Consider the following 19,711-nt stretch of genomic DNA (forward strand, 5'->3'; position numbering starts at 1 on the left):
AGGATGCTAATTATGGAGGTGGCATTATGAAAACTGCATTTCACTTTATGATGTTTAAAACATTTCATGCACAGAGAAACAGAATCCGTCAAAATATGCAGGCATTCGGATTATCTCCCGGACAGCCAAAGGTTTTGCGCTATGTGGCAGCGAATCGCAACTGCATGCTGAAGGATATTGCTGCAGCCTGTGATGTGGAATGTGCGACTGTATCTCGGATTCTCAATAATCTGGAGGAACAGAACATGCTGAAGCGCCATGTGGTGGAAACAAATAAACGGGCTTTATCTATGCAGATTCTGCCAAAGGGGGAACAGGCACTTGCCGCTTGGGAAAGACACTGCCGACAGGTGGAAGCCGAGTCCTTACAGGGCTTCAGTGAACAGGAAAAGGAACAGTTCCGGGAATATCTGGGTAGAATGTATCATAATCTGACTGGAAAACAGCTGGATTGATTATGAAGGAATAAAAGAAGGAGGAAAACAGATGTTGAAACGAATGTGGCCCTATATGAGCCGATATAAAAAATATCTGGCAATCAGCTGCTTCTGCGTTGTGGCAGAAACAGTATTTGAATTGATTATACCAATCATCATGGCGGATATCATTGATATCGGTGTTGCGAATGCAGATAAGGAGTACATCCTTATCAAGGGAGCGCAGATGATTGCCTGTGCATTGATTGCACTGGTGCTTGGAATACTGTATGCCCGCTATGCCGCAACTGCGGGACAGGGCTTTGGTGCTGAGCTGAGAAAGGATGAATTTGCGAAGGTACAGAGCTTTTCCTTTGCGAATACGGATCACTTTTCCACATCCTCGCTGATAACCAGACTGACAAGTGATGTGACGATTTTACAAACTGCAATCAGCAACGGTGTTCGTCCGATTGTACGATCTCCTGTTATGCTGCTGACCGCACTGGTGCTGACCTTTACTATCAATGCACAGCTCGCCATCGTCTTTTTGATAGCGATTCCCGTTTTAGGAATAGCATTGTTTGTAATCGTACGAAGGGTGGGACCGCTGTATCGTCTGATGCAGGCATCCATCGATAAAGTGAACACCATCGTACAGGAAAATCTGAATGCGATCCGCGTTGTGAAATCCTATGTTCGCGGGACCTATGAGGAAGAGAAATTCGATGAGGTCAATGACAATCTGCGCTCTGCAAGTGAGCGGGCATTTCGTACCTCTGTATGGAATCTGCCGCTGTTTCAGCTGGTTATGTATACCACCGTTGTCTGCATTATCTGGTTTGGCGGGAATATGATCTTCGCCGGTACGATGAAGGTGGGAGAGCTGACCGGATTTCTGAGCTATGTATTGCAGATTCTGAATTCTCTGATGATGATCAGCAATGTTTTTTTGATGCTGACAAGATCCATCGCCAGCGGTGAGCGTATTCTTGAGGTGCTGGATGAGGAGGTGGATATCCGTGATCTGCCGCAGGCGGAGGCATCCGTGAGCTGCGGTGATATCGTGTTTGATCATGTATATTTCAAATACAAGGCGGAGGCAGAGGAATTTGTGCTGCGTGATATAACGCTGCACATCGAAAAGGGCAGCACGGTTGGCATTCTGGGAGGAACAGGTTCTGCGAAAACTACACTTGTGCAGCTGATTCCAAGGCTTTATGATGTCAGTGACGGAGAAATTCGTATTGATGGAAAAAATGTACGCGAGTATCCGGTGGAGCATCTGCGTGATGCCGTGGGGATGGTGTTGCAGAAGAATACGCTGTTTAGCGGGACAATACGTGAAAATCTGTTATGGGGTGACGCCCATGCCAGTGATGCAGATATTGCATGGGCATGTCATATTGCATGCGTGGATGAGTTTATCAGCAGCTTTCCCAAGGGGTATGATACCGATCTCGGACAGGGAGGCGTCAATGTTTCCGGCGGACAGAAGCAGCGTCTTTGCATTGCACGGGCATTACTGAAGCGTCCCAGAGTGCTGATTTTTGATGATTCCACCAGTGCAGTTGATACCGCCACGGAGGCGAGTATCCGCGAAGGTCTGGCATCCCTGAAGGATACAACGAAAATCATTATCGCACAGCGTGTTACCTCTGTTCAGCACGCTGATCAGATTGTTATTCTGGACGATGGGAAAATACATGCGATCGGTACGCATGACACCCTGCTTGCGTCGGATCCGATCTATCAGGATATTTACTATTCCCAACAGGAAGGAGCTGGTTTATAATGGCAAGACAGATTACAGGCAAAAAGCCGAAGGATATGAAGAAAACCATACGAACCTTTCTGCGTTATCTGGGCAATCATAAATTTGCACTGCTGCTTGTGGGTGTACTGGTCATTGCCAGTGCCGGGGCAAACCTGTACGGCACCTATCTGCTGAATCCATTGATTGATAATTACATTCTTCCTCATGACTATGACGGACTTGTGCGGGCGGTTCTGTTCATGGGACTTATGTATGCAGGAGGAGTTTTATGCACAGCGGTATACAAACAGCTGATGACACATACGGCGCAGAGCATTGTTAAGGAAATTCGGGAGGATTTGTTTTCCAAGATGCAAAAGCTCCCCCTTCGCTTTTTCGATGCCAACACACACGGGGATGTCATGAGTCATTTTACCAATGATCTGGATACGGTACAGGATGCCTTGAACAACTGCTTTGATAATCTGATTCAAAGCTTTGTCATGATTACCGGAACACTGCTTGCCATCCTTCTGCTGAACTGGAAGCTGTCACTGATTGTGATGTTCTTCATGGTTATCATGTATCTGATGATTCAATATTTCAGTAAAAAGAGCAAATACTATTTTTCACATCAGCAGGCCGCCATGGGAAAGCTGAACGGCTTTATTGAAGAGATGGTTGACGGTGTCAAGGTGGTTAAGGTATTTAACCATGAACAGAAAAATTATGAGGAATTTGAACGTCGCAATGAACGTCTGCGCAGGGCGAGTACAGAGGCCTTGACATATTCCGGCAGAACGATTCCAACGGTTGTCAGCATTTCCTATTTCAATTATGCCATTGTCGCATGTATCGGTGGATTCTTTGCGATTGGTGGAGAAATCGGACTGGGGGCACTTGCTTCCTATCTGGTGTATGTACGCCAGACAGCGCTGCCCATCAATCAGTTTACGCAGCAGCTGAACTTCATATTGGCCGCAATGGCTGGTGCGGAGCGTATCTTTGATATGATGGAGGAATGTGAAGAGGTGGATGAGGGGCGTGTTACCCTGACCCGTGTTCGGAAGCTGGAAACCGGCAGACTGCAGGAATGTCAGGAATATACCGGGCACTGGGCATGGCGGCATCCGCATGAGGACGGCAGTGTAGAGCTTGTGGAGCTGCGCGGGGATGTGCGCTTTCATGATGTCGTTTTCGGCTATGAACCAGGGGTCACAATTCTGAAGGGAATCAATCTGTATGCAAAGCCGGGGCAGAAGATTGCATTTGTCGGCAGTACCGGTGCAGGAAAAACGACAATCACCAATCTGATTAATCGGTTTTACGACATCGAAAGCGGCAGCATCACCTATGACGGTATCGATGTCAAGCTGATACACAAGGATGATCTGCGTCGTTCCATTTCCATCGTATTGCAGGATACACATTTATTTACCGGTACGATATCGGATAATATTCGCTATGGTAATTTGCATGCGGATATGGATGATGTGATCAACGCGGCAAAGCTTGCCAATGCACACAGCTTCATTAAGCGTCTTCCAAACGGCTATGACACGATGCTGAGCGGGGATGGAGCCAATCTTTCTCAGGGACAGCGGCAGCTGCTTGCTATCGCAAGAGCGGCAATCGCTAATCCGCCGGTTCTGATTCTGGATGAGGCAACCAGCTCGATCGATACACGTACAGAGAAGCTGATTGAAAAGGGGATGGACCGGCTGATGGAAAATCGAACGGTTTTTGTGATTGCACACCGCCTGTCCACTGTGCGTAATTCCAATGCAATTATGGTTCTGGATCATGGAGAAATCATTGAGCGTGGAAGTCATGATGAACTGCTGGAGGATAAGGGAAGGTATTATCAGTTATACACAGGACAGTTTGAATTGGATTGATTTAGAAAAATCAGGTATCTCATGAAAACGGGATACCTTTTTTTTGAAGGCTTTACGGTATTGCGAAAACAATAGTATAGTTATTTAAACTAGATTGTACAATTACTTTAATTATGTTATACTGTAAATGTAATCCGAATGCTTAGTTTTATTCTTTAGAAAACGGAGGTAACCCTATGAACAAAGAAAAAATTGCTGTCCTCGTCGATACCTGCTGTGATGTCCCGCAGACATTTGTAGAGCAGTACCATATGTATGTCATCCCGTTAAAGGTAGTATATAAGGATGCGGAATACCTCGATGGTGTTGATATTACACCGGAGCAGGTATATCAGGGCTTGGAAAGGGAGGTTCCGAAGACCTCACTGCCAAGCGGAGAGCGTATAACAGAGATTTTTGACCAGATTCGTGCGGACGGCTTTCAAAAGGTAATTGCAATCACACTGTCCAGCGGTCTGAGCGGAACGAATAATATGATTCATCTGATTGCGGATCAGCTGGAGGATATGGAAGTATTCATCATGGATACGAAAAACATATCGATTGGCGGCGGATTTCATGCCATTCAGGCAGCCCGCTATATTGAGGACGGATTGTCCTTTGATGAAATAAAGGCCAAGCTGATGCGCGGTATTGATCAATGCAAAGTTTTCTTTGTAGTGAAGACTCTGGAATACCTGCAAAAGGGTGGAAGAATCGGTCTGGTCGCATCGCTGTTTGGAAATGCCTTGAATCTGAAGCCGATCATCTCCTGTAATGATGAGGGAATTTATTATACGGTCGCAAAGGTTCGCGGAAGAAAGCAGTCAATCACCAAGACAAAGGAGCTTGCTTTGGATTTTGCGCAGGGACATAAGCGATACAATGTTGCTATTATGCACGGGGATGCACAGGAGATGGCAGAGGAGATTCGTGACTGCATTATGAAAAAGCTTCCGGGTACTGATGTATTTATCATGAAACAGGTATCTCCTGTACTGGGCGTGCATACCGGTCCGGGTACGCTGGGAATCTGTGTGCAGATACTGGATGAGGCTTAATTAACATAAGAAACAGAAGAACGCTAACTTAGGTGGGCTTCTGTTTTTTTATCAGGAATATCGCAGCTTTACAAAGATCGGCAACGGTGTATAACCACATGAGTAAATACAATGATTTCTTTCTTTGAAGGAAATAGCTTTAGGATAAGAAAAAAAGACTGAAGAACTCAGGGATTTGTCAATCTGCGAAACGTATGAAAAAGACGATTAAGTATATTGGAGAATACACAGCTTTGAATATTACTATTCTAAGTAATTGTCAAAATGTAGAAAGCTAGCATTGGCTGTCATTTTCTATGCTTGCTGGATTGGATTTATGATAGGCATAGCATTGTTTTGATAACTCCATTTACATTTCGCAGTACAGGATGGATTTTTTGATAAAAAAGAAAAATAAATGTTGACTTACAGCCGGTTTGAATATAAACTATTAGTTAGGCACTTATGCCCTTGTAGCCCCGGAAACTACATAGGAGGATATCAACATGCGCCAAACAACATTTGCAAAACCTGCTGAAGTTGAACGTACTTGGTACGTTGTTGACGGAACAGGTAAGACATTAGGTCGTTTAGCTACAGAAGTAGCATCAGTATTAAGAGGAAAACACAAACCTACTTACACACCAAACGTGGACTGTGGTGATTTCGTTATCGTAACAAACGCTGACAAAATCGAGCTTACAGGAAACAAGCTGGACACTAAAAAATACTACAACCACTCTGGTTATGCAGGAGGACTTCGTACACGTACTGCACGTGTCATGAAGGACAACTATACGGTTGAATGGGTCGAAAGAGCTATTTACGGTATGTTACCTCACACAAAACTGGGTGACAAAATGCGTAGACACCTGTTTGTTTACGAAGGTAGTGAACATCCACACACAGCTCAGAAACCAGTAGAGCTGAAAATCAAAGGTTAGGAGGAATAAGAAATGGCAGCTAAGAAAAATACAGTAACTTACAATGGTACAGGACGCCGTAAAACTTCTGTTGCTCGTGTCTTTATGACTCCGGGTAGTGGTAACATCTCTGTTAATGGGAAAACATTAGACGAGTATTTGCCACTGGAAACTTTACGTATGGTTGTTCGTTCACCACTTGAATTAACAGAAACTTTAGGTCAGTTTGATATTAAAATCAACGTTCAAGGTGGAGGTTATACAGGTCAGGCTGGTGCAATGCGTCACGGTATCACACGTGCTTTAATGGAAGCTAGTGCTGATTATCGTCCTGCACTGAAAGCAGCAGGATTTGTAACACGTGATTCCCGTATGAAAGAGCGTAAGAAATACGGTCTGAAAGCGGCACGTCGTGCTCCTCAGTTCTCAAAACGTTAGTAATAATCGTTGTGAGAAGATTAGAGAAGTATTTAGACTTTGTAAGAAGTTTAGATGCTTCTTTTTTTTATGAAATACATGAGATATAAAATTTATTCAAGTATTATGGTATCTATAGATTTTATGAATTTTGTTTTTGATGAAATAAGAGGAAGTTAATGATATAATGGCTTAATCAATAAAATTATAAATAAAGAAGGTAACATTATGAACGATACAGTAGAAAGAAATGAAGTTGTTCAATTTAAGGATGGAGAATTAGTATTAGATGTTACTGTTTCACCTGATAATGAAACAGTATGGCTAAATCAAAAGCAAATAGCCAGTTTGTTTGGGATTGATAGAAGGTGTCGTTACGAGACATATTAAAATATTTTTAAATCAGGTGAACTAGTTGAAAATAGCATGTGTGCAAATTCTGCACATATGGGAAAACTTGGTGTTCAAGAATATAATGTAAAATACTATAATTTGGACGTTATTTAGCTGTTGGCTATAGAACAAATTCAACTAAAGATATTCTTTTAAGAAAATGGGCGAATACTAAATTAAAACAATACTTATTAAAAGGGTATGTTATTCTGATAGACACTTTCAAGATATTAAATATGTTACAAAAATGTTGGAGCAATACAAAGAAGCTGGTGGTCAATTGCAAACAAGTGATTCTATATTAGAATTTTTAAAAGCTTATCAAAGAGGATTTAAAAATTCAAGACTGGAAGATAAAAATATCATGATGCAGCTAATTAAGACAATTATTAAATAAGACTAATACTTTTTCGTGTTTTTATGACATAAAATCTGGTGTAAGTTTTTGTGTATAATATAGGATGTTTTCATAGGAAATATTTGGTGTTCGATTTGAACATATAGTTAATCGGATAGAAATAAGTATTAACAAACGAATATATCTGTAGAAGTATGTGAAAGATTATAGGTAATGAAAGTGAAGATAGCATATGGTATAATATCGATAAAGGTTTGATAAATTTAAGAGGATGGTGAGAAAAGATGGAATTCAGATTAATGAATAAAGATACAGCGGTCTTGGATTTTTTATATGATGAAGAAACGCATAATATAGATAAAGTAACTAATTTGATCCATCCGGAATATGCACCTTTAGGTATTATAGACTATAAGACTGTAATCTCAAGAAAGTCTTTCAATAACTGGTGGAGAGATAGAGCTATTCCTGCGTCACGAAGCAAATTTAAAGACGTGATGGAAGAGTTAAATATCACCAATTCGATTGAGTTATTAGAGAGATGTTTTGGCTTGAGTTTAAGTGATCAATATTGGATAAAAGAGAAGGGGTCATCTGCAACATGGAAAAAAGTGAATTTCTTTACCAATGATTTCAGTGAAGATATGGGAAAATTTTTGATGGGTGAAATAGAATATACTGATAGCATTGATATGTTCAGTCCAGATAATTCAAGTGATGGAAATCTAAGAAAGAAATGGGAAATAATCAATGGCAAGAGATGTCTGGTTAAGAGCGGAAACACACTAAACAATCAGGAACCTTATAACGAAGTCATTGCAACCAAACTGTATGAGAGAATTTTAAACGAAGATGAGTTTGTACCTTATTGGTTAATAGAAGAAAATGGAATCGCTTATTGCTGTTGTGAAACGATGGTCAGTGAAAACGAAGAATTAGTACCCGCCTTTTATATTGATGCCACAAAGAAATTACGAGGAAGTGAATCTTTGTATGAGCATTATATAAATGTATGCTGTGAACTTGGAATCCCTAATGTAAGAACAAAAGTCAATAAGATGCTGGTATGTGATTATATACTTGGAAACTATGATCGCCATTATCGTAATTTTGGCGCAATCAGAAATGTCCTTGATTTAAAATGGGAAAGAATAGCGCCCATATATGATAGTGGTAGTTCATTATGGGCTACTACACCCACACAGTTGATAGGAACAACATATAAGAGTAAGCCATTCAAAGCAAAGGCAGAAGAACAGCTGCATTTGGTAGATGATTTGTCTTGGCTGAATAAAGATAAATTATGTGGTTTTGATAAATCTGTTTATGAGATACTCGATAAAAATCCTTTCTTAGATGAAGAAAGAAAATCAGCAATTTCTATTCAGGTGAGAGGTAGAATCGAAAAAGTTATCGATAGGCAATCAATACTGAAAAATGATAAAGGAATATCAAAAATAAAGATATTCAAGGAAGATGATGTGTGAACTACCGCCAGCTAAAGAGCAGTACATCTTTTTTTGAAAGTCTTCATTCATGCATTCTCTTGTTTTAAAATAAATTTCTTTTTAAAGCAGGGGTCAAACAGATGTTTTTAGAGAGTTTAAATAATCAGCTTGCTTCAATCTTTGCACTTGGTGAAAATAAGAACAATTGCCAGCGATCATACTGTTATCATTTTCATATAATCTTTTCTCAATGTTAAGAAACATCAGGTTTCGGCGCTTACGTACAATCATGTATATTCATGAAAGCCCCATTCTATGGATTTTTTGTTGTTTGCATGTGTGTGTGCGTGATATGGAGGTTCTAGTTAGATAGCATGCCTGTGCAGAGTTTTGCGTATCCGGTGGTATAAGATTCAATTATGCTGTAGTCTCATCATTAGCTCGTTCCATATTAAAAAACGCAGTTGCTAATCATCACAAATCAAGGAATACCTTTAAACGAAGAATAGCATAAAATATCATGCATAAAAATAAGAATACTGCTAAACTGTTCCTATAAGAAAGTTCTGAAAAGGAAGGGATTCTATGAAGTATACAAAAGCAACAGCACGCACCTTATATCTAACCGGTTCAAGCTATGAAATCGGATATCGTCTTGGAGACGTAATTTCTAAAGACACTGTTTGGCGGAGAAAGTGTGTATCTCACAATAACAAAATGAATCAGAATAGATTAGAAAAAATAAATAGTCTATTGGATATCTGGTGTCCGGGATTATGTGATGAATTGAAAGGAATTGCAGATGCACTTCATGTTGAGCCCAAGGATCTATATTTCTATCATATGACACATCTGGTACCGAATTGTTCACAAATCGCGGTATGTTCCTCAATCACAAAGGAAAAAAAGCCTCTACTTGCACGCAATTTTGAGTTCTCCGATGAAATCGAGGATTTCACTTTGATAAAAACCTCTGTTACGGGAAAACACACGCATATGGGAACCTCTATTCTGGGCGCCGGGCGAGATGATGGCATAAATGAATATGGTCTTGCTGTCACCATGACCTCCTGTGGAATACCAGTTGTGGATTTACCATATATGAAAACGCCCTGTATAGAGGGACTGCAATACTGGATCGTTGTTAGAGCTCTTTTGGAAAACTGCCGTAATGTGCAGGAAGCATTATCGTATATTAAGGATATGCCAATTGCCTTTCACATGAATATGATTATTTTTGACAAGGAAGAACACGCCGCTCTGATTCAAACCTATGCCGGTAAGAAGGCGATTCGCTGCATCACGACTGAGGAAGCACTGCTATTCACAACAAATCATGCGGTTTTAGACGATGATAAGCATTTGGAATCTGGTGCCTTTAAGCACAGCGTGCAACGGTATCAATATATCGAAGAGAAATTATCCAATAAAACGGATATCACACGAAATACCTTAAAGGAAATGCTGTTATCCGATTATCCTGAGGGGTTGTGCTTTCATCACTACAGGGAAAGCTTTGGCACAACTAAAAGTATGATCTTGTCCCCTTTTGACAATACTATCGAATTATGCTGGGGTGGTCTTGCAAGAAATACTTGGAGATGCTATTCTTTAGATAATATACAGGAGGAGCAAAGGGACATTGCTCTTGCTGTTGAAACAGATAAGAAGGATATATTGGAATGGATTCCTCTGTAAAGGAGCAGCTTATGGACTATAAAAAAGTGCTGGAGCAGGCAGTGATTTATATAGAGCAGCATTTAAATGAAGCGTTGAGTGTAGAAGAGGTCTCTAAGATTACCGGTTATTCTTATTATCATTTGAATCGTCAGTTTATTGCGGTATTAGGAGAGAGTATAGGGAATTATATTAAGAAGCGCAGATTGGCAAATGCTGCGCAAAAGCTTCTTTACACAGATGAAAAGATTATTACGATTGCGCTTGATAATAATTTTGAATCAGCTGAAGCTTTCAGCCGTGCATTTAAAAGTGTATATAAAGTGAATCCATCAACATATCGAAGCAATCGTATTCATACATTTGCCTCAGGAAAGCAGCGTCTGAATGATGAAAAAATAACACATCTGATGGAGCATATAAATGTTCATCCAAAACTTGTTGAGCTTCCTGAAATTGAAATTGCAGGTATCCGTAACGAAGTATCACTGCATCAGGATGAGCTGAAGGAGCATTGGGAAGCATTTTACAAGCTGCTTCCGGAGCAATACAGAAATCGCAGAAGATTTGGCGTTTATGAATCCTGTGACAATCTGACCCATTACATGATTCATGAGGATATGCAGTTTCATGAGGTATTGGGGTTCGAGATGAATGCCGCAGACATGATTTCGGACACTTTTGTGCGCCGTAAGATTCAAAAAGGACGTTATGCAGTATTTACCCATCATGGTGGTTTACAAACGCTGTCACAGACAATTAATTATATCTGGGGAACATGGATTCTTTCAACAAAAGAGGTGCTTGCTTCCAGAGATTCTTTTGAGCTGTATGATGAGCGGTTTCACGGTTATGCTGATGCGGATACAGAAATTGATATTTATGTGGCGATACAATGAAAGCAGTTATATAGGGGAATGGATTCACACATATAAAAATGTGCTTTTCGCATATGCCTGTCTGTGAATGGTGTGGTAATTATAAGAAGGGAGGACTCTTATGCTTTACAAAGCGACTTATTTTTCACCCGTTGGAAAAATAACATTGGCTTCAGATGGTGATAACATAATTGGTTTATGGTTAGAGGGTCAGAAATATTATGGCGGCACACTGACTGAAAAATGCTTCACGAGGGAGAATATTCCTATTTTCCTATCCGCTAAAGCTTGGCTGGATAAATATTTTGCGGGTGAAAGACCTTTGATTGAGAATCTTCCGCTTTTACCAAAAGGTGGAGAATTTCGACAGAATGTGTGGAAGCTTTTATGTCAGATTCCGTACGGAGAGGTGGTGACCTATGGGGATATTGCAAGAAAAATGGCAGTTGTCACAGGTAAGCCGAAGATGTCTGCACAGGCAGTCGGCGGTGCTGTTGGTCATAACCCGATATCCATTATCATCCCATGTCATCGTGTAGTTGGCACAAACGGCAGCTTAACTGGCTATGCAGGAGGAATTGATGTGAAAATCAAATTGCTTACACTGGAGGGGGCAGATATGAAGAGGCTGTTTATTCCGAAAAAAGGTACAGCTCTGTGATTGATAGATTTCCTCTGGAGACTGCGAAATGACAGTGTAGCTGGATTATATACTACCAATGCTGTATGCCCTTATAGAACTTACAGTAGGTTCACCTAAAGTAACTGCTTTGGTGAGATAAACTATGCTATGGTCTAACTGGCTGCTACTGCTTTAAGCCTGCACACATGTGTTTATGTATGCGTAAGGTTCAGGAAAGCTTTCTGTATATAGATGAGGTGATGACGGATACAATCAAGCATTTATTAATAAAGCTATTGTTATATTGGGAGTAAGCTTACAAGCATGCTGTATACATGAATTGCAGAAACAATATGTGGCTTTATGAGTAGTGCAGTAGTAATACAGACGCCTGCATGATTGGGTTTTCTGCGCAGAAAAAAAGGATTATATACGGTCTAATAATGATTCGCATATAGTCCTTTTCGTTTATTTTTCGCTTTGCGGATAATAGCATTTTAAGAAAGCTTCCTTGAATTCCGCAAACCGATCCTCCAGAATTGCCTGCCTTGTATTCTCTGTAAGGCGAATAATAAAGCGTAGATTATGAAGAGTAGCAAGGTTGAAATATTTGTGCTTACCCTCTGTGCTTCCGGATTTCCACAATGCACGAAGCTCTCCGCGCGTCCATCCTGCTTGACAGGTTGGGCAGTCACAGTTCTCATCCAGCAGAAGCGGACTGTCTGTAAATTTTGACAGCTTGATAGGGCCATGCTTTGTATACAGCTTTCCATGCCTTGCTTCACGGGTTGGCGCAACACAATCAAAGGTATCTGCACCCATTTCTGTACCAATCAGAATATCGTCAGGATGGGAAAGACCAAGCAGATGCCGCGGCTTGGTTTCCGGAAGCTCTTCACAGCACCAGCGCAATATGTCACCAAGGCTTTCCTTTAGAAAAGCACCGCCAAGACCATAGCCATCAAAATCCATCTCGGCAAATCTTTTAGCGGTTGAGCGGCGCAGGTCCTCCCAGCGTCCACCCTGTAGAACACCATAAAGTGACTGATGATATCCAAGATCATCACAGTGCTTTTTGTGTTCATTTATACTACGGATTGCCCAGCGCTCTGTACGGGCCAAAGCCTCAACATTATATTCATAACTGTCCGCAAGGGATGTCAGCTCATCGTAGGCCATATGAATATCAGCACCGATTCGGCATTGAATTTGCATGGATTCCTCAGGTCCGATAAAATCCTCCTGATCTGTAAACGGGTCATGGAATCTGACACCATCCTCTGTAACATGTGCGAGTCGATCTTTGGGATCTGTATTTATGACATCATTTTCCCGCTTCATACTGACTACTTTTCCCATACCGGATCCCAGAGACATAACCTGAAAACCTCCGGAATCTGTCAGTGTAGGTCCGTTCCAGCCGGACCATGACGCAAGTCCGCCGTTTTCAGCAATTTCAAAGGAGGCATTACGCAAGTGGTATCCGTTACTCAGCATAGCCTGCGCCTGTATCAGGTACAAATCCTCCATAGATACAAATTTCACTTCACCCTTTGTACCAACACTCATAAATGCCGGTGTCTTGATATCCCCATGGGGTGTATGAATAATACCGGCACGGCCAAGCTTGCCTGGTATCCGCTTTATTATTTCAAAGCTGAATGTATTGTTATTTTTATATTTTGTCATCTGTCATCTTACCTCTTAATAATTTTGCTATGAATGCTTCTATCGGTGAGAATACAATTTCAAAGCCGATTCCCAGAATATAGGCGAATACTGCCTGTGCAAGAAATTCCTGAAAAGTAAGGACACCGATAAATGCAATTGTCTCAAATATGACACAATCAATAATATGCGCAAAGGCTGAAGAGCCCAGCGCACGCGCGATAAAGCTGGAAGCGAAAAATCCGTTTCCGTTTTTTAATCTTGTGAATATATAATTGTTCAGGAAATTTGAACAAACATATGCTGTCAGCGAACCGATAATAATGCGGGGAGTAAATCCCAAAACACTTGCCATAGCAGCTTGCATTGTCCATCCTTCATAAGGAGGAAGCGCGATTACTATATAAAACACGATAATCGCAAGTATATTAATAAAGAAACCAGCTAGAATAATATTTTTGGCAATCTTTTTTCCATAAAATTCAACAATCAAATCTCCGATAATATAAGTGATCGGAAATACTACGACACCTCCATCAACTGCAATACCAAAAAAATTCCATAGCTTTACTGCTGCTAAATTTGAAATTAACAGCGTACTCGCAGAAATCGTTGCGAAATAGATTAAAAGCCTGAGTTTAAAATTTGACATGGAAGTATTATAACATAATTTTTTTAGAATGCGAACTATTGAATACAGATCGATATGGTTAGATTACTATCGTTTCATGTTAGTGATGTAGAATTAGAATTGAAAAAATGAAGGGACCTTACAGGGATGCTATCTGTGGAAGTTCGCAGGAGCACGTAAGTTTTCATGCCAATGTGTGTGTTCTCATTACAACGGTTAATTTATATGCAGAACAATGACTTTGGCCTTATTTGATAAGTGGCGGGTTCTATATATGGTGAGGTATTCTTATAGAAGAAGCCTGACAGAATAATTAGATTTTTAAACTTAGAAAATGACATTCGCAAAGGAAGCATGTATAATGAAGGTATACATAGGAAAGAGGGTATTGTTATGAAACAAGAATTGATGGATGCTATCACAGAAAAAACAAAGGAGCTTATGAATTCTGTTACTTGCAGTGCAGAAGCAAGGGCTGCGGCTCAGACATGGCTTGATGCGGTAGGCACACAGCGCATTGAGGAGGTAACTCAGGCGTATATGAAAGAACTGGAGGAAGATATTGTCACTATTCAGGATTTGATTGCGCTGGCAGAATCAAATCAGGGAAAGCAGATATTTGGTGAAGAGAAGGCAGTTCAGGTAGCGGAGCATGCAAAGGAAATCAAACAGCAGGGAGCGCAATACTGCGATTGTCCTGCATGTACAGCGGCTGCCTATATTCTGGAGAAAAAGGATGAGCTTCTCAAAGCAGTGAGAGATAAGTAAAGAGCAGCAATTTGATTTGTCTGAAACCATAAGTAGGGCAGGAAAAAGGTTTCTGATCTATTGAAAACACAATAGAACAGGAACCTTTTCCTGTGTGAAAGATTCTGACTTTTTCATCCTTTTTCATAATTGCTGAATAAGTAAAATGAAAATTCTGAAGCCGGTGAAATAAATTGATGAAAGACTGTCACAATAAAAGAAATTTACCGTCTAATAAGATGTAGGAAAATAAGGAGGATGTATGGACAAATTTTTTATAACCTGTATGTTAGGTATTGCAGTCGGGGCAGTAGATATTCTGCCCATGGTGAAAATGAAGCTGGATAAGTATTCAATAGCATCGGCATTTGTATTTTATTTCACCTTGCCGTTTATCATATTGAATACAGAGTTGTTTCATGTGGTATGGTGGATAAAGGGAGGGCTGATTGGCGGAATACTGGCTCTTCCCATGATTATCATCGTATCCAAGGAGGACAAGAAATCTGGACTACCCATGCTGATTATGTCAACCATGCTGGGCGAGGTTATCGCGATTTTGGCACACCTGTTTTCATTGTAAATTTATTTACTGTATAAATACTCCCGGACTGCTGTCAACATGCACAGTATCCGGGAGTTTTATAATAGAAATGAATTCGGTAAAGCTACTGTATCTGTAATATACTGAAGACACCAGATGGAGAGTTTGCAAGCAGTGAAGATGTATAAAGGAAAGAGACCTGAACATCTGCACTAATCAGCGTATTTACAAGAAATGTTCCGCTGACACTAACTGTTGGTGCCGTTAATGTAGCGTTGGCACTTGTCGCAAAGCCTGTTTGGGAAACACCGTTTAGCTGAGGTGTAACACCGATTGCACCTGCTACAGTTACAGATGCTTTTACCAAAAAAGAAACCTGATAGACATGTCCGGCACTCAGATTGATTGCAGTTGTACTTGCTGCTGAAATAGTTGTTCCGTTGATAAATGCAGTAGAAAATGTAATGAGAGAGTTGCTGGATATGGACGATGCATTGACAGAAAATTGTCCATTTTGCGCTGTTGCGGTCGCTCCCGTGCTACCGGTTGCTCCTGTTGGTCCGGTAATTCCATTGGCTCCGGTTACACCGGTATTACCCTGTGGTCCGGTTGCGCCTGTGACTCCGTTAGTACCAGTTGCCCCGGTATTACCGATAGAGCCTGTAGCTCCCGTTGGACCAGTCGGTCCCGTGCTTCCATTGGTTCCTGTATTACCGGTCGCTCCTGTGGCACCCTGTATGCCGGAAAGTCCTGTAGCTCCCGTGCTGCCGGTTGCACCTGTCGGTCCTGTAATGCCGTTCGCGCCTGTGCTGCCTGTGGCCCCGGTAGGACCTGTAGCTCCGTCTGCGCCTGTTATACCACTTATCCCGGTCGCTCCGGTTATTCCAGTTGCTCCGGTTGAACCTGTGGGCCCGATGGGACCTGTAGCTCCCTGTATGCCATCAGCTCCTGTATTTCCGGTCGCTCCGGTTGCTCCAGTATTTCCATCATTGCCAGTCGCTCCGGTATTTCCCGTAGGACCTGTATCCCCGGTGGCACCCGTAACTCCGGTATTGCCAGCAGGACCTGTCGGTCCTGCTTCTCCGTTTTGTCCGGTTGCTCCAATCGGTCCTGTAACACCAATGGCCCCAGTAGGACCTGTATTGCCGGTTGCCCCTGTGGGCCCGCTAACGCCATCCGCGCCCGTTGCGCCTGTCGCGCCTGTGCTGCCTGCTGCCCCGGTTTCCCCGGTTGCCCCTGTCGCTCCATCACTTCCAGTCGGTCCTGTGTTTCCGGTTGCACCTGTAGGTCCGCTCGCTCCTGGTAAACCAGGTTCACCACTTGCCCCTGTAGCCCCCGTTGCTCCATTCTCTCCCGTAGCTCCGGTAGCTCCCTGTATACCGGTATTTCCAGTTGCTCCTGTTGGTCCTGTATTGCCTCTGGAACCTGTTGGTCCTGCTGTTCCGTTCGCGCCAGTAGGCCCCGTCGCACCGCTGATTCCTGTCGCTCCTGTTAACCCTGTCGCACCGGTTGTGCCTTTCGGTCCTGTTTCGCCCGTTGCACCATTTGGTCCTGTTGCACCTCGTGCTCCGGTAGGACCTGTACTTCCATTAGCACCAGTAGGCCCCGTCGCACCACTGATACCTGTAGCGCCGTTTGCTCCTGTGCTTCCTGTAATACCTCGCGGACCTGTCGGTCCAGTGGGACCTGTAGGCCCGGTAGGACCTGTAATCCCAGTATCCTCCAGCATCTTCAGCATATTCTTCACCTCCAGTCTATGTTATGTCGCTTTTCTTAAGTATCATAGGTATTCTGCTTGGTTACCAAGAGGTTTCTCCATGCTTATGGCTGTTTGTATGTAATCAATGCAAAAGGGGTTTCTGAAAAAGAAGATTGTTTTCTCTATTTTACCGTGTTTGACGCTTACTCTTGCTTTGTACAATCGAAAGGCTATTGCTGTGTTACTCCATAACAGGATTTTCTTAAATAGTGTGCAGTTATAGTGTCAGCCTGTTCAAGCATTTGCTTTGGTGTCCCCATGAAAACAACCTCTCCACCTGCAGTACCGCCATCCGGTCCGATATCTATGATATAATCTGCCTGCTTCATCACATCCAGATTATGCTCGATAATGATAACTGTATTACCTCGTTCTACAAAGCCTTCCAGCAGTTTCATGATACTTTTGATATCGGATGCATGAAGACCAGTAGTTGGCTCATCCAGTATAAAAATATTTCCTTTATTTTTAAGATGCTTTGCAAGCTTAATTCTCTGACGCTCACCACCGGAAAGTGTTGAAAGTGGTTGTCCGAGTGACAGATAGGATAAACCTACCTCGTGCAGGGTGAGCAGTTTTCTGAAAATCTTTGGCTTGTCATTGAAGAATTCCAATGCATCTTCAACGGTTAATTCCATAATGTCGGCTATGTTATGTCCACGGTACTCATAAGATAATGCCTCCTCGCTGTAGCGTTTTCCTTCGCACATTTCGCATACGGTTGTTACAGGGTCCATAAATACGAGCTCTGTAACAACAATTCCCTTTCCATGGCAATGCGGACATGCTCCTTTGCTGTTGAAGGAAAACATACCGACATCAATGTGATGTTCATTTGCCATCAGCTTTCTGATATCATTACTGAAATCCAGGAAGGTTGCAGGTGTAGACCGGCCGGTTGCAGTTATTGGCGTCTGATCCACGAGGACTACACGGTCTTCGTATTGCTTTGCAAAGACATCACGGATAAGAGAGCTTTTTCCTGAACCTGCCACGCCGCTCACCACTGTAAGAATATGCAGAGGAATATCCACAGAGACATGCTTCAGATTGTGTAGTGATGCGTTATTTATGGAAAGATATTCAGTTGGGATTCTGGGCTGATTTTTTATCCTGATTTGCTCACGCATTGCATGACCGGTTCGTGTATCTGAACATAAAAGCTGCTCATAGCTTCCCTGAAACATAATCCTCCCGCCATTTCTTCCTGCCAGTGGGCCTACATCTATTATTTCATCTGCTATTCTGATGACATCCTTATCGTGTTCTACTACCAGAACTGTATTTCCTCTGTCTCTCAGCTTGCGAAGCAAATCTGTCATTCTGTATACATCTCTTGGATGCATGCCTGTGCTTGGTTCATCAAATATATAGGTTAAACCTGTCAAGGAGCTCCCCATATAACGGACCAGCTTCAGTCTCTGTGCTTCACCCCCTGATAGTGTGGAGGATTCTCTGTTCATGCTCAGATACGGAAGCCCGATATCAATCATACGGCTCAGAGATGCTGTTAGAGCCTCTATAATTGTGGTTACTCTTGCATCCTTTATTCCACTGATAACATCCCGTAACTTCAGAAACTCCATGTCACAAAGATCAGCAATTGTAAATCCGTTGATTTTACAGGACAAACCATGCTCATTTAATCGCTTACCATGACAAAGTGGGCATTCTTTTTCCTGTATCATCTCTTCTAAACGTTTTTTTGAAACCTCAGAGGAGCCCGAATGGTCCCGGTTGATAAGAAGTCTTGAAAAATGATTGTGAATACCTTCAACACGTTTATTCAACCGTTTGTCTCCACGTTTGTAGGCTCCGTATAAAAGAAGATTGTATTCCTGTTCGCTATAATTTTTAAGCGGCTTTTCAAGATCAAACAAACCGGATTCTGTGTACTGTCGATAATACCAGTTACCAGGATGGAAGGCAGGAAGATCGACCATTCCCTCCTTCCATGATTTCTCGGGATCTAGTGCTTTACATATATCCAGTTCAATAACTTTTCCAAGCCCTGAGCACTCCGGACACATTCCACTTGGATCGTTGAAGGAGAAACAGGAGGCGCTTCCTATATAGGGGGAGCCTATTCGCGAGAATAGCAGTCGCATAGCAGAGTAAAGATCACTGATGGTGCCAACGGTTGATCTGGCATTCCCCTGTAGTCTGCTTTGATCGATAATAACTGAGGCACTCAAATGATCGATGTGATCTACTTTAGGCTTTTCGAATTTAGGAAGGCGTCCTCGTATGAAAGCAGTATAAGTCTCGTTCATCTGGCGTTGACTCTCTGCAGCAATTGTATCAAATACAATGCTGGATTTTCCAGAGCCGGATACTCCCGTGAATACAACAATTTTGTCTTTAGGTATGGTAAGAGATACATGCTTCAGGTTATTTTGATTCAGTCCTCGAATCACTATGCTGTCTTGTTTTTTCATTTATAACTCCTTTGCTAGTTCATGATAAATATCAATACTCATTATATAGTCTCCCCTAATGGTAGAGTCAATAGGGTTATTCTGTTTTTGAAGCAGATAACATCTTATAGCATGATTTC

The 19,711-nt window shown here is 42.0% G+C and carries 18 protein-coding genes and 1 pseudogene; 15 read left to right on the plus strand and 4 right to left on the minus strand.

Features of this window, described 5'->3' with window-relative positions; genetic code table 11:
- Positions 1-26 precede the first annotated feature (26 nt).
- The 13 genes and pseudogenes from ACESPQ_RS03040 (at position 27) to ACESPQ_RS03100 (ending at position 11,844) form a co-directional block, all read left to right on the plus strand.
- The gene (locus tag ACESPQ_RS03040; RefSeq protein WP_257327541.1) at positions 27-455 is read left to right on the plus strand and encodes a MarR family winged helix-turn-helix transcriptional regulator; all 429 of its coding nucleotides are present in this window, start codon (positions 27-29) and stop codon (positions 453-455) included.
- 31 nt (positions 456-486) lie between these two features.
- Positions 487-2,211: an ABC transporter ATP-binding protein gene (locus ACESPQ_RS03045; protein ID WP_257327542.1), complete on the plus strand. Its 1,725-nt coding sequence runs from the start codon at positions 487-489 to the stop codon at positions 2,209-2,211.
- Positions 2,211-4,070, plus strand: coding sequence for an ABC transporter ATP-binding protein (locus tag ACESPQ_RS03050; RefSeq protein WP_257327543.1), 1,860 nt, complete (start codon positions 2,211-2,213; stop codon positions 4,068-4,070). The genes ACESPQ_RS03045 and ACESPQ_RS03050 overlap by 1 nt, the downstream gene beginning before the upstream one ends.
- Before the next feature lie 176 nt (positions 4,071-4,246).
- Entirely contained in the window at positions 4,247-5,110 is an 864-nt protein-coding gene (locus ACESPQ_RS03055) for a DegV family protein (protein ID WP_002605779.1), read from the plus strand.
- A 485-nt stretch (positions 5,111-5,595) separates the two neighbouring features.
- On the plus strand, positions 5,596-6,033 hold the full coding sequence (gene rplM / locus ACESPQ_RS03060) for a 50S ribosomal protein L13 (RefSeq protein WP_002605778.1): 438 nt from the start codon (positions 5,596-5,598) through the stop codon (positions 6,031-6,033).
- Positions 6,034-6,045: 12 nt separating this feature from the next.
- Positions 6,046-6,450, plus strand: a complete 405-nt coding sequence (gene rpsI, locus ACESPQ_RS03065; RefSeq protein WP_002605777.1) for a 30S ribosomal protein S9 — start codon at positions 6,046-6,048, stop codon at positions 6,448-6,450.
- 207 nt (positions 6,451-6,657) lie between these two features.
- Complete coding sequence (locus ACESPQ_RS03070) at positions 6,658-6,819, plus strand: hypothetical protein (protein WP_257327545.1); 162 nt, start codon at positions 6,658-6,660, stop codon at positions 6,817-6,819.
- Between the two features lie 125 nt (positions 6,820-6,944).
- Positions 6,945-7,127 (plus strand): annotated as a pseudogene (locus tag ACESPQ_RS03075) (hypothetical protein); the annotation flags it as partial.
- A complete protein-coding gene (locus ACESPQ_RS03080; protein ID WP_257327546.1) occupies positions 7,070-7,219 on the plus strand; it encodes a hypothetical protein in 150 nt (49 codons plus the stop codon). The pseudogene ACESPQ_RS03075 and the gene ACESPQ_RS03080, both read left to right, overlap by 58 nt.
- Before the next feature lie 245 nt (positions 7,220-7,464).
- Positions 7,465-8,667, plus strand: a complete 1,203-nt coding sequence (locus ACESPQ_RS03085; protein ID WP_373143918.1) for an excisionase — start codon at positions 7,465-7,467, stop codon at positions 8,665-8,667.
- A gap of 546 nt (positions 8,668-9,213) precedes the next feature.
- Positions 9,214-10,326: a C45 family autoproteolytic acyltransferase/hydolase gene (locus tag ACESPQ_RS03090; protein ID WP_373143919.1), complete on the plus strand. Its 1,113-nt coding sequence runs from the start codon at positions 9,214-9,216 to the stop codon at positions 10,324-10,326.
- 11 nt (positions 10,327-10,337) lie between these two features.
- The gene (locus ACESPQ_RS03095; protein WP_373143920.1) at positions 10,338-11,204 is read left to right on the plus strand and encodes an AraC family transcriptional regulator; all 867 of its coding nucleotides are present in this window, start codon (positions 10,338-10,340) and stop codon (positions 11,202-11,204) included.
- A 100-nt stretch (positions 11,205-11,304) separates the two neighbouring features.
- Complete coding sequence (locus ACESPQ_RS03100) at positions 11,305-11,844, plus strand: methylated-DNA--[protein]-cysteine S-methyltransferase (RefSeq protein ID WP_002605774.1); 540 nt, start codon at positions 11,305-11,307, stop codon at positions 11,842-11,844.
- Positions 11,845-12,273: 429 nt separating this feature from the next.
- On the opposite strand, the gene tgt is transcribed toward ACESPQ_RS03100, so the two are convergent.
- Both tgt and ACESPQ_RS03110 read right to left on the minus strand, forming a co-directional pair.
- On the minus strand, positions 12,274-13,494 hold the full coding sequence (gene tgt, locus ACESPQ_RS03105) for a tRNA guanosine(34) transglycosylase Tgt (protein ID WP_257270553.1): 1,221 nt from the start codon (positions 13,492-13,494) through the stop codon (positions 12,274-12,276).
- Positions 13,481-14,125: a queuosine precursor transporter gene (locus tag ACESPQ_RS03110; RefSeq protein ID WP_257270554.1), complete on the minus strand. Its 645-nt coding sequence runs from the start codon at positions 14,123-14,125 to the stop codon at positions 13,481-13,483. The genes tgt and ACESPQ_RS03110 overlap by 14 nt, the downstream gene beginning before the upstream one ends.
- A gap of 372 nt (positions 14,126-14,497) precedes the next feature.
- On the opposite strand from ACESPQ_RS03110, the gene ACESPQ_RS03115 reads away from it, so the two are divergent.
- Positions 14,498-14,872: a molecular chaperone Hsp90 gene (locus ACESPQ_RS03115; RefSeq protein ID WP_373143921.1), complete on the plus strand. Its 375-nt coding sequence runs from the start codon at positions 14,498-14,500 to the stop codon at positions 14,870-14,872.
- A 241-nt stretch (positions 14,873-15,113) separates the two neighbouring features.
- Entirely contained in the window at positions 15,114-15,434 is a 321-nt protein-coding gene (locus tag ACESPQ_RS03120) for a hypothetical protein (protein WP_008818645.1), read from the plus strand.
- Between the two features lie 85 nt (positions 15,435-15,519).
- Here the strand turns inward: ACESPQ_RS03120 and ACESPQ_RS03125 are convergent, their stop codons facing one another.
- Positions 15,520-17,133, minus strand: a complete 1,614-nt coding sequence (locus ACESPQ_RS03125) for a collagen-like protein (RefSeq protein WP_002605769.1) — start codon at positions 17,131-17,133, stop codon at positions 15,520-15,522.
- Positions 17,134-17,324: 191 nt separating this feature from the next.
- Positions 17,325-19,592 (minus strand): ATP-binding cassette domain-containing protein, encoded by a 2,268-nt coding sequence (locus ACESPQ_RS03130; RefSeq protein ID WP_002605768.1) that lies wholly within the window; start codon positions 19,590-19,592, stop codon positions 17,325-17,327.
- Positions 19,593-19,711 lie beyond the last annotated feature (119 nt).

The sequence above is a fragment of the Clostridium sp. HGF2 genome (assembly GCF_964240115.1).
Classification (GTDB): Bacteria; Bacillota_I; Bacilli_A; order Erysipelotrichales; family Erysipelotrichaceae; genus Clostridium_AQ; species Clostridium_AQ innocuum.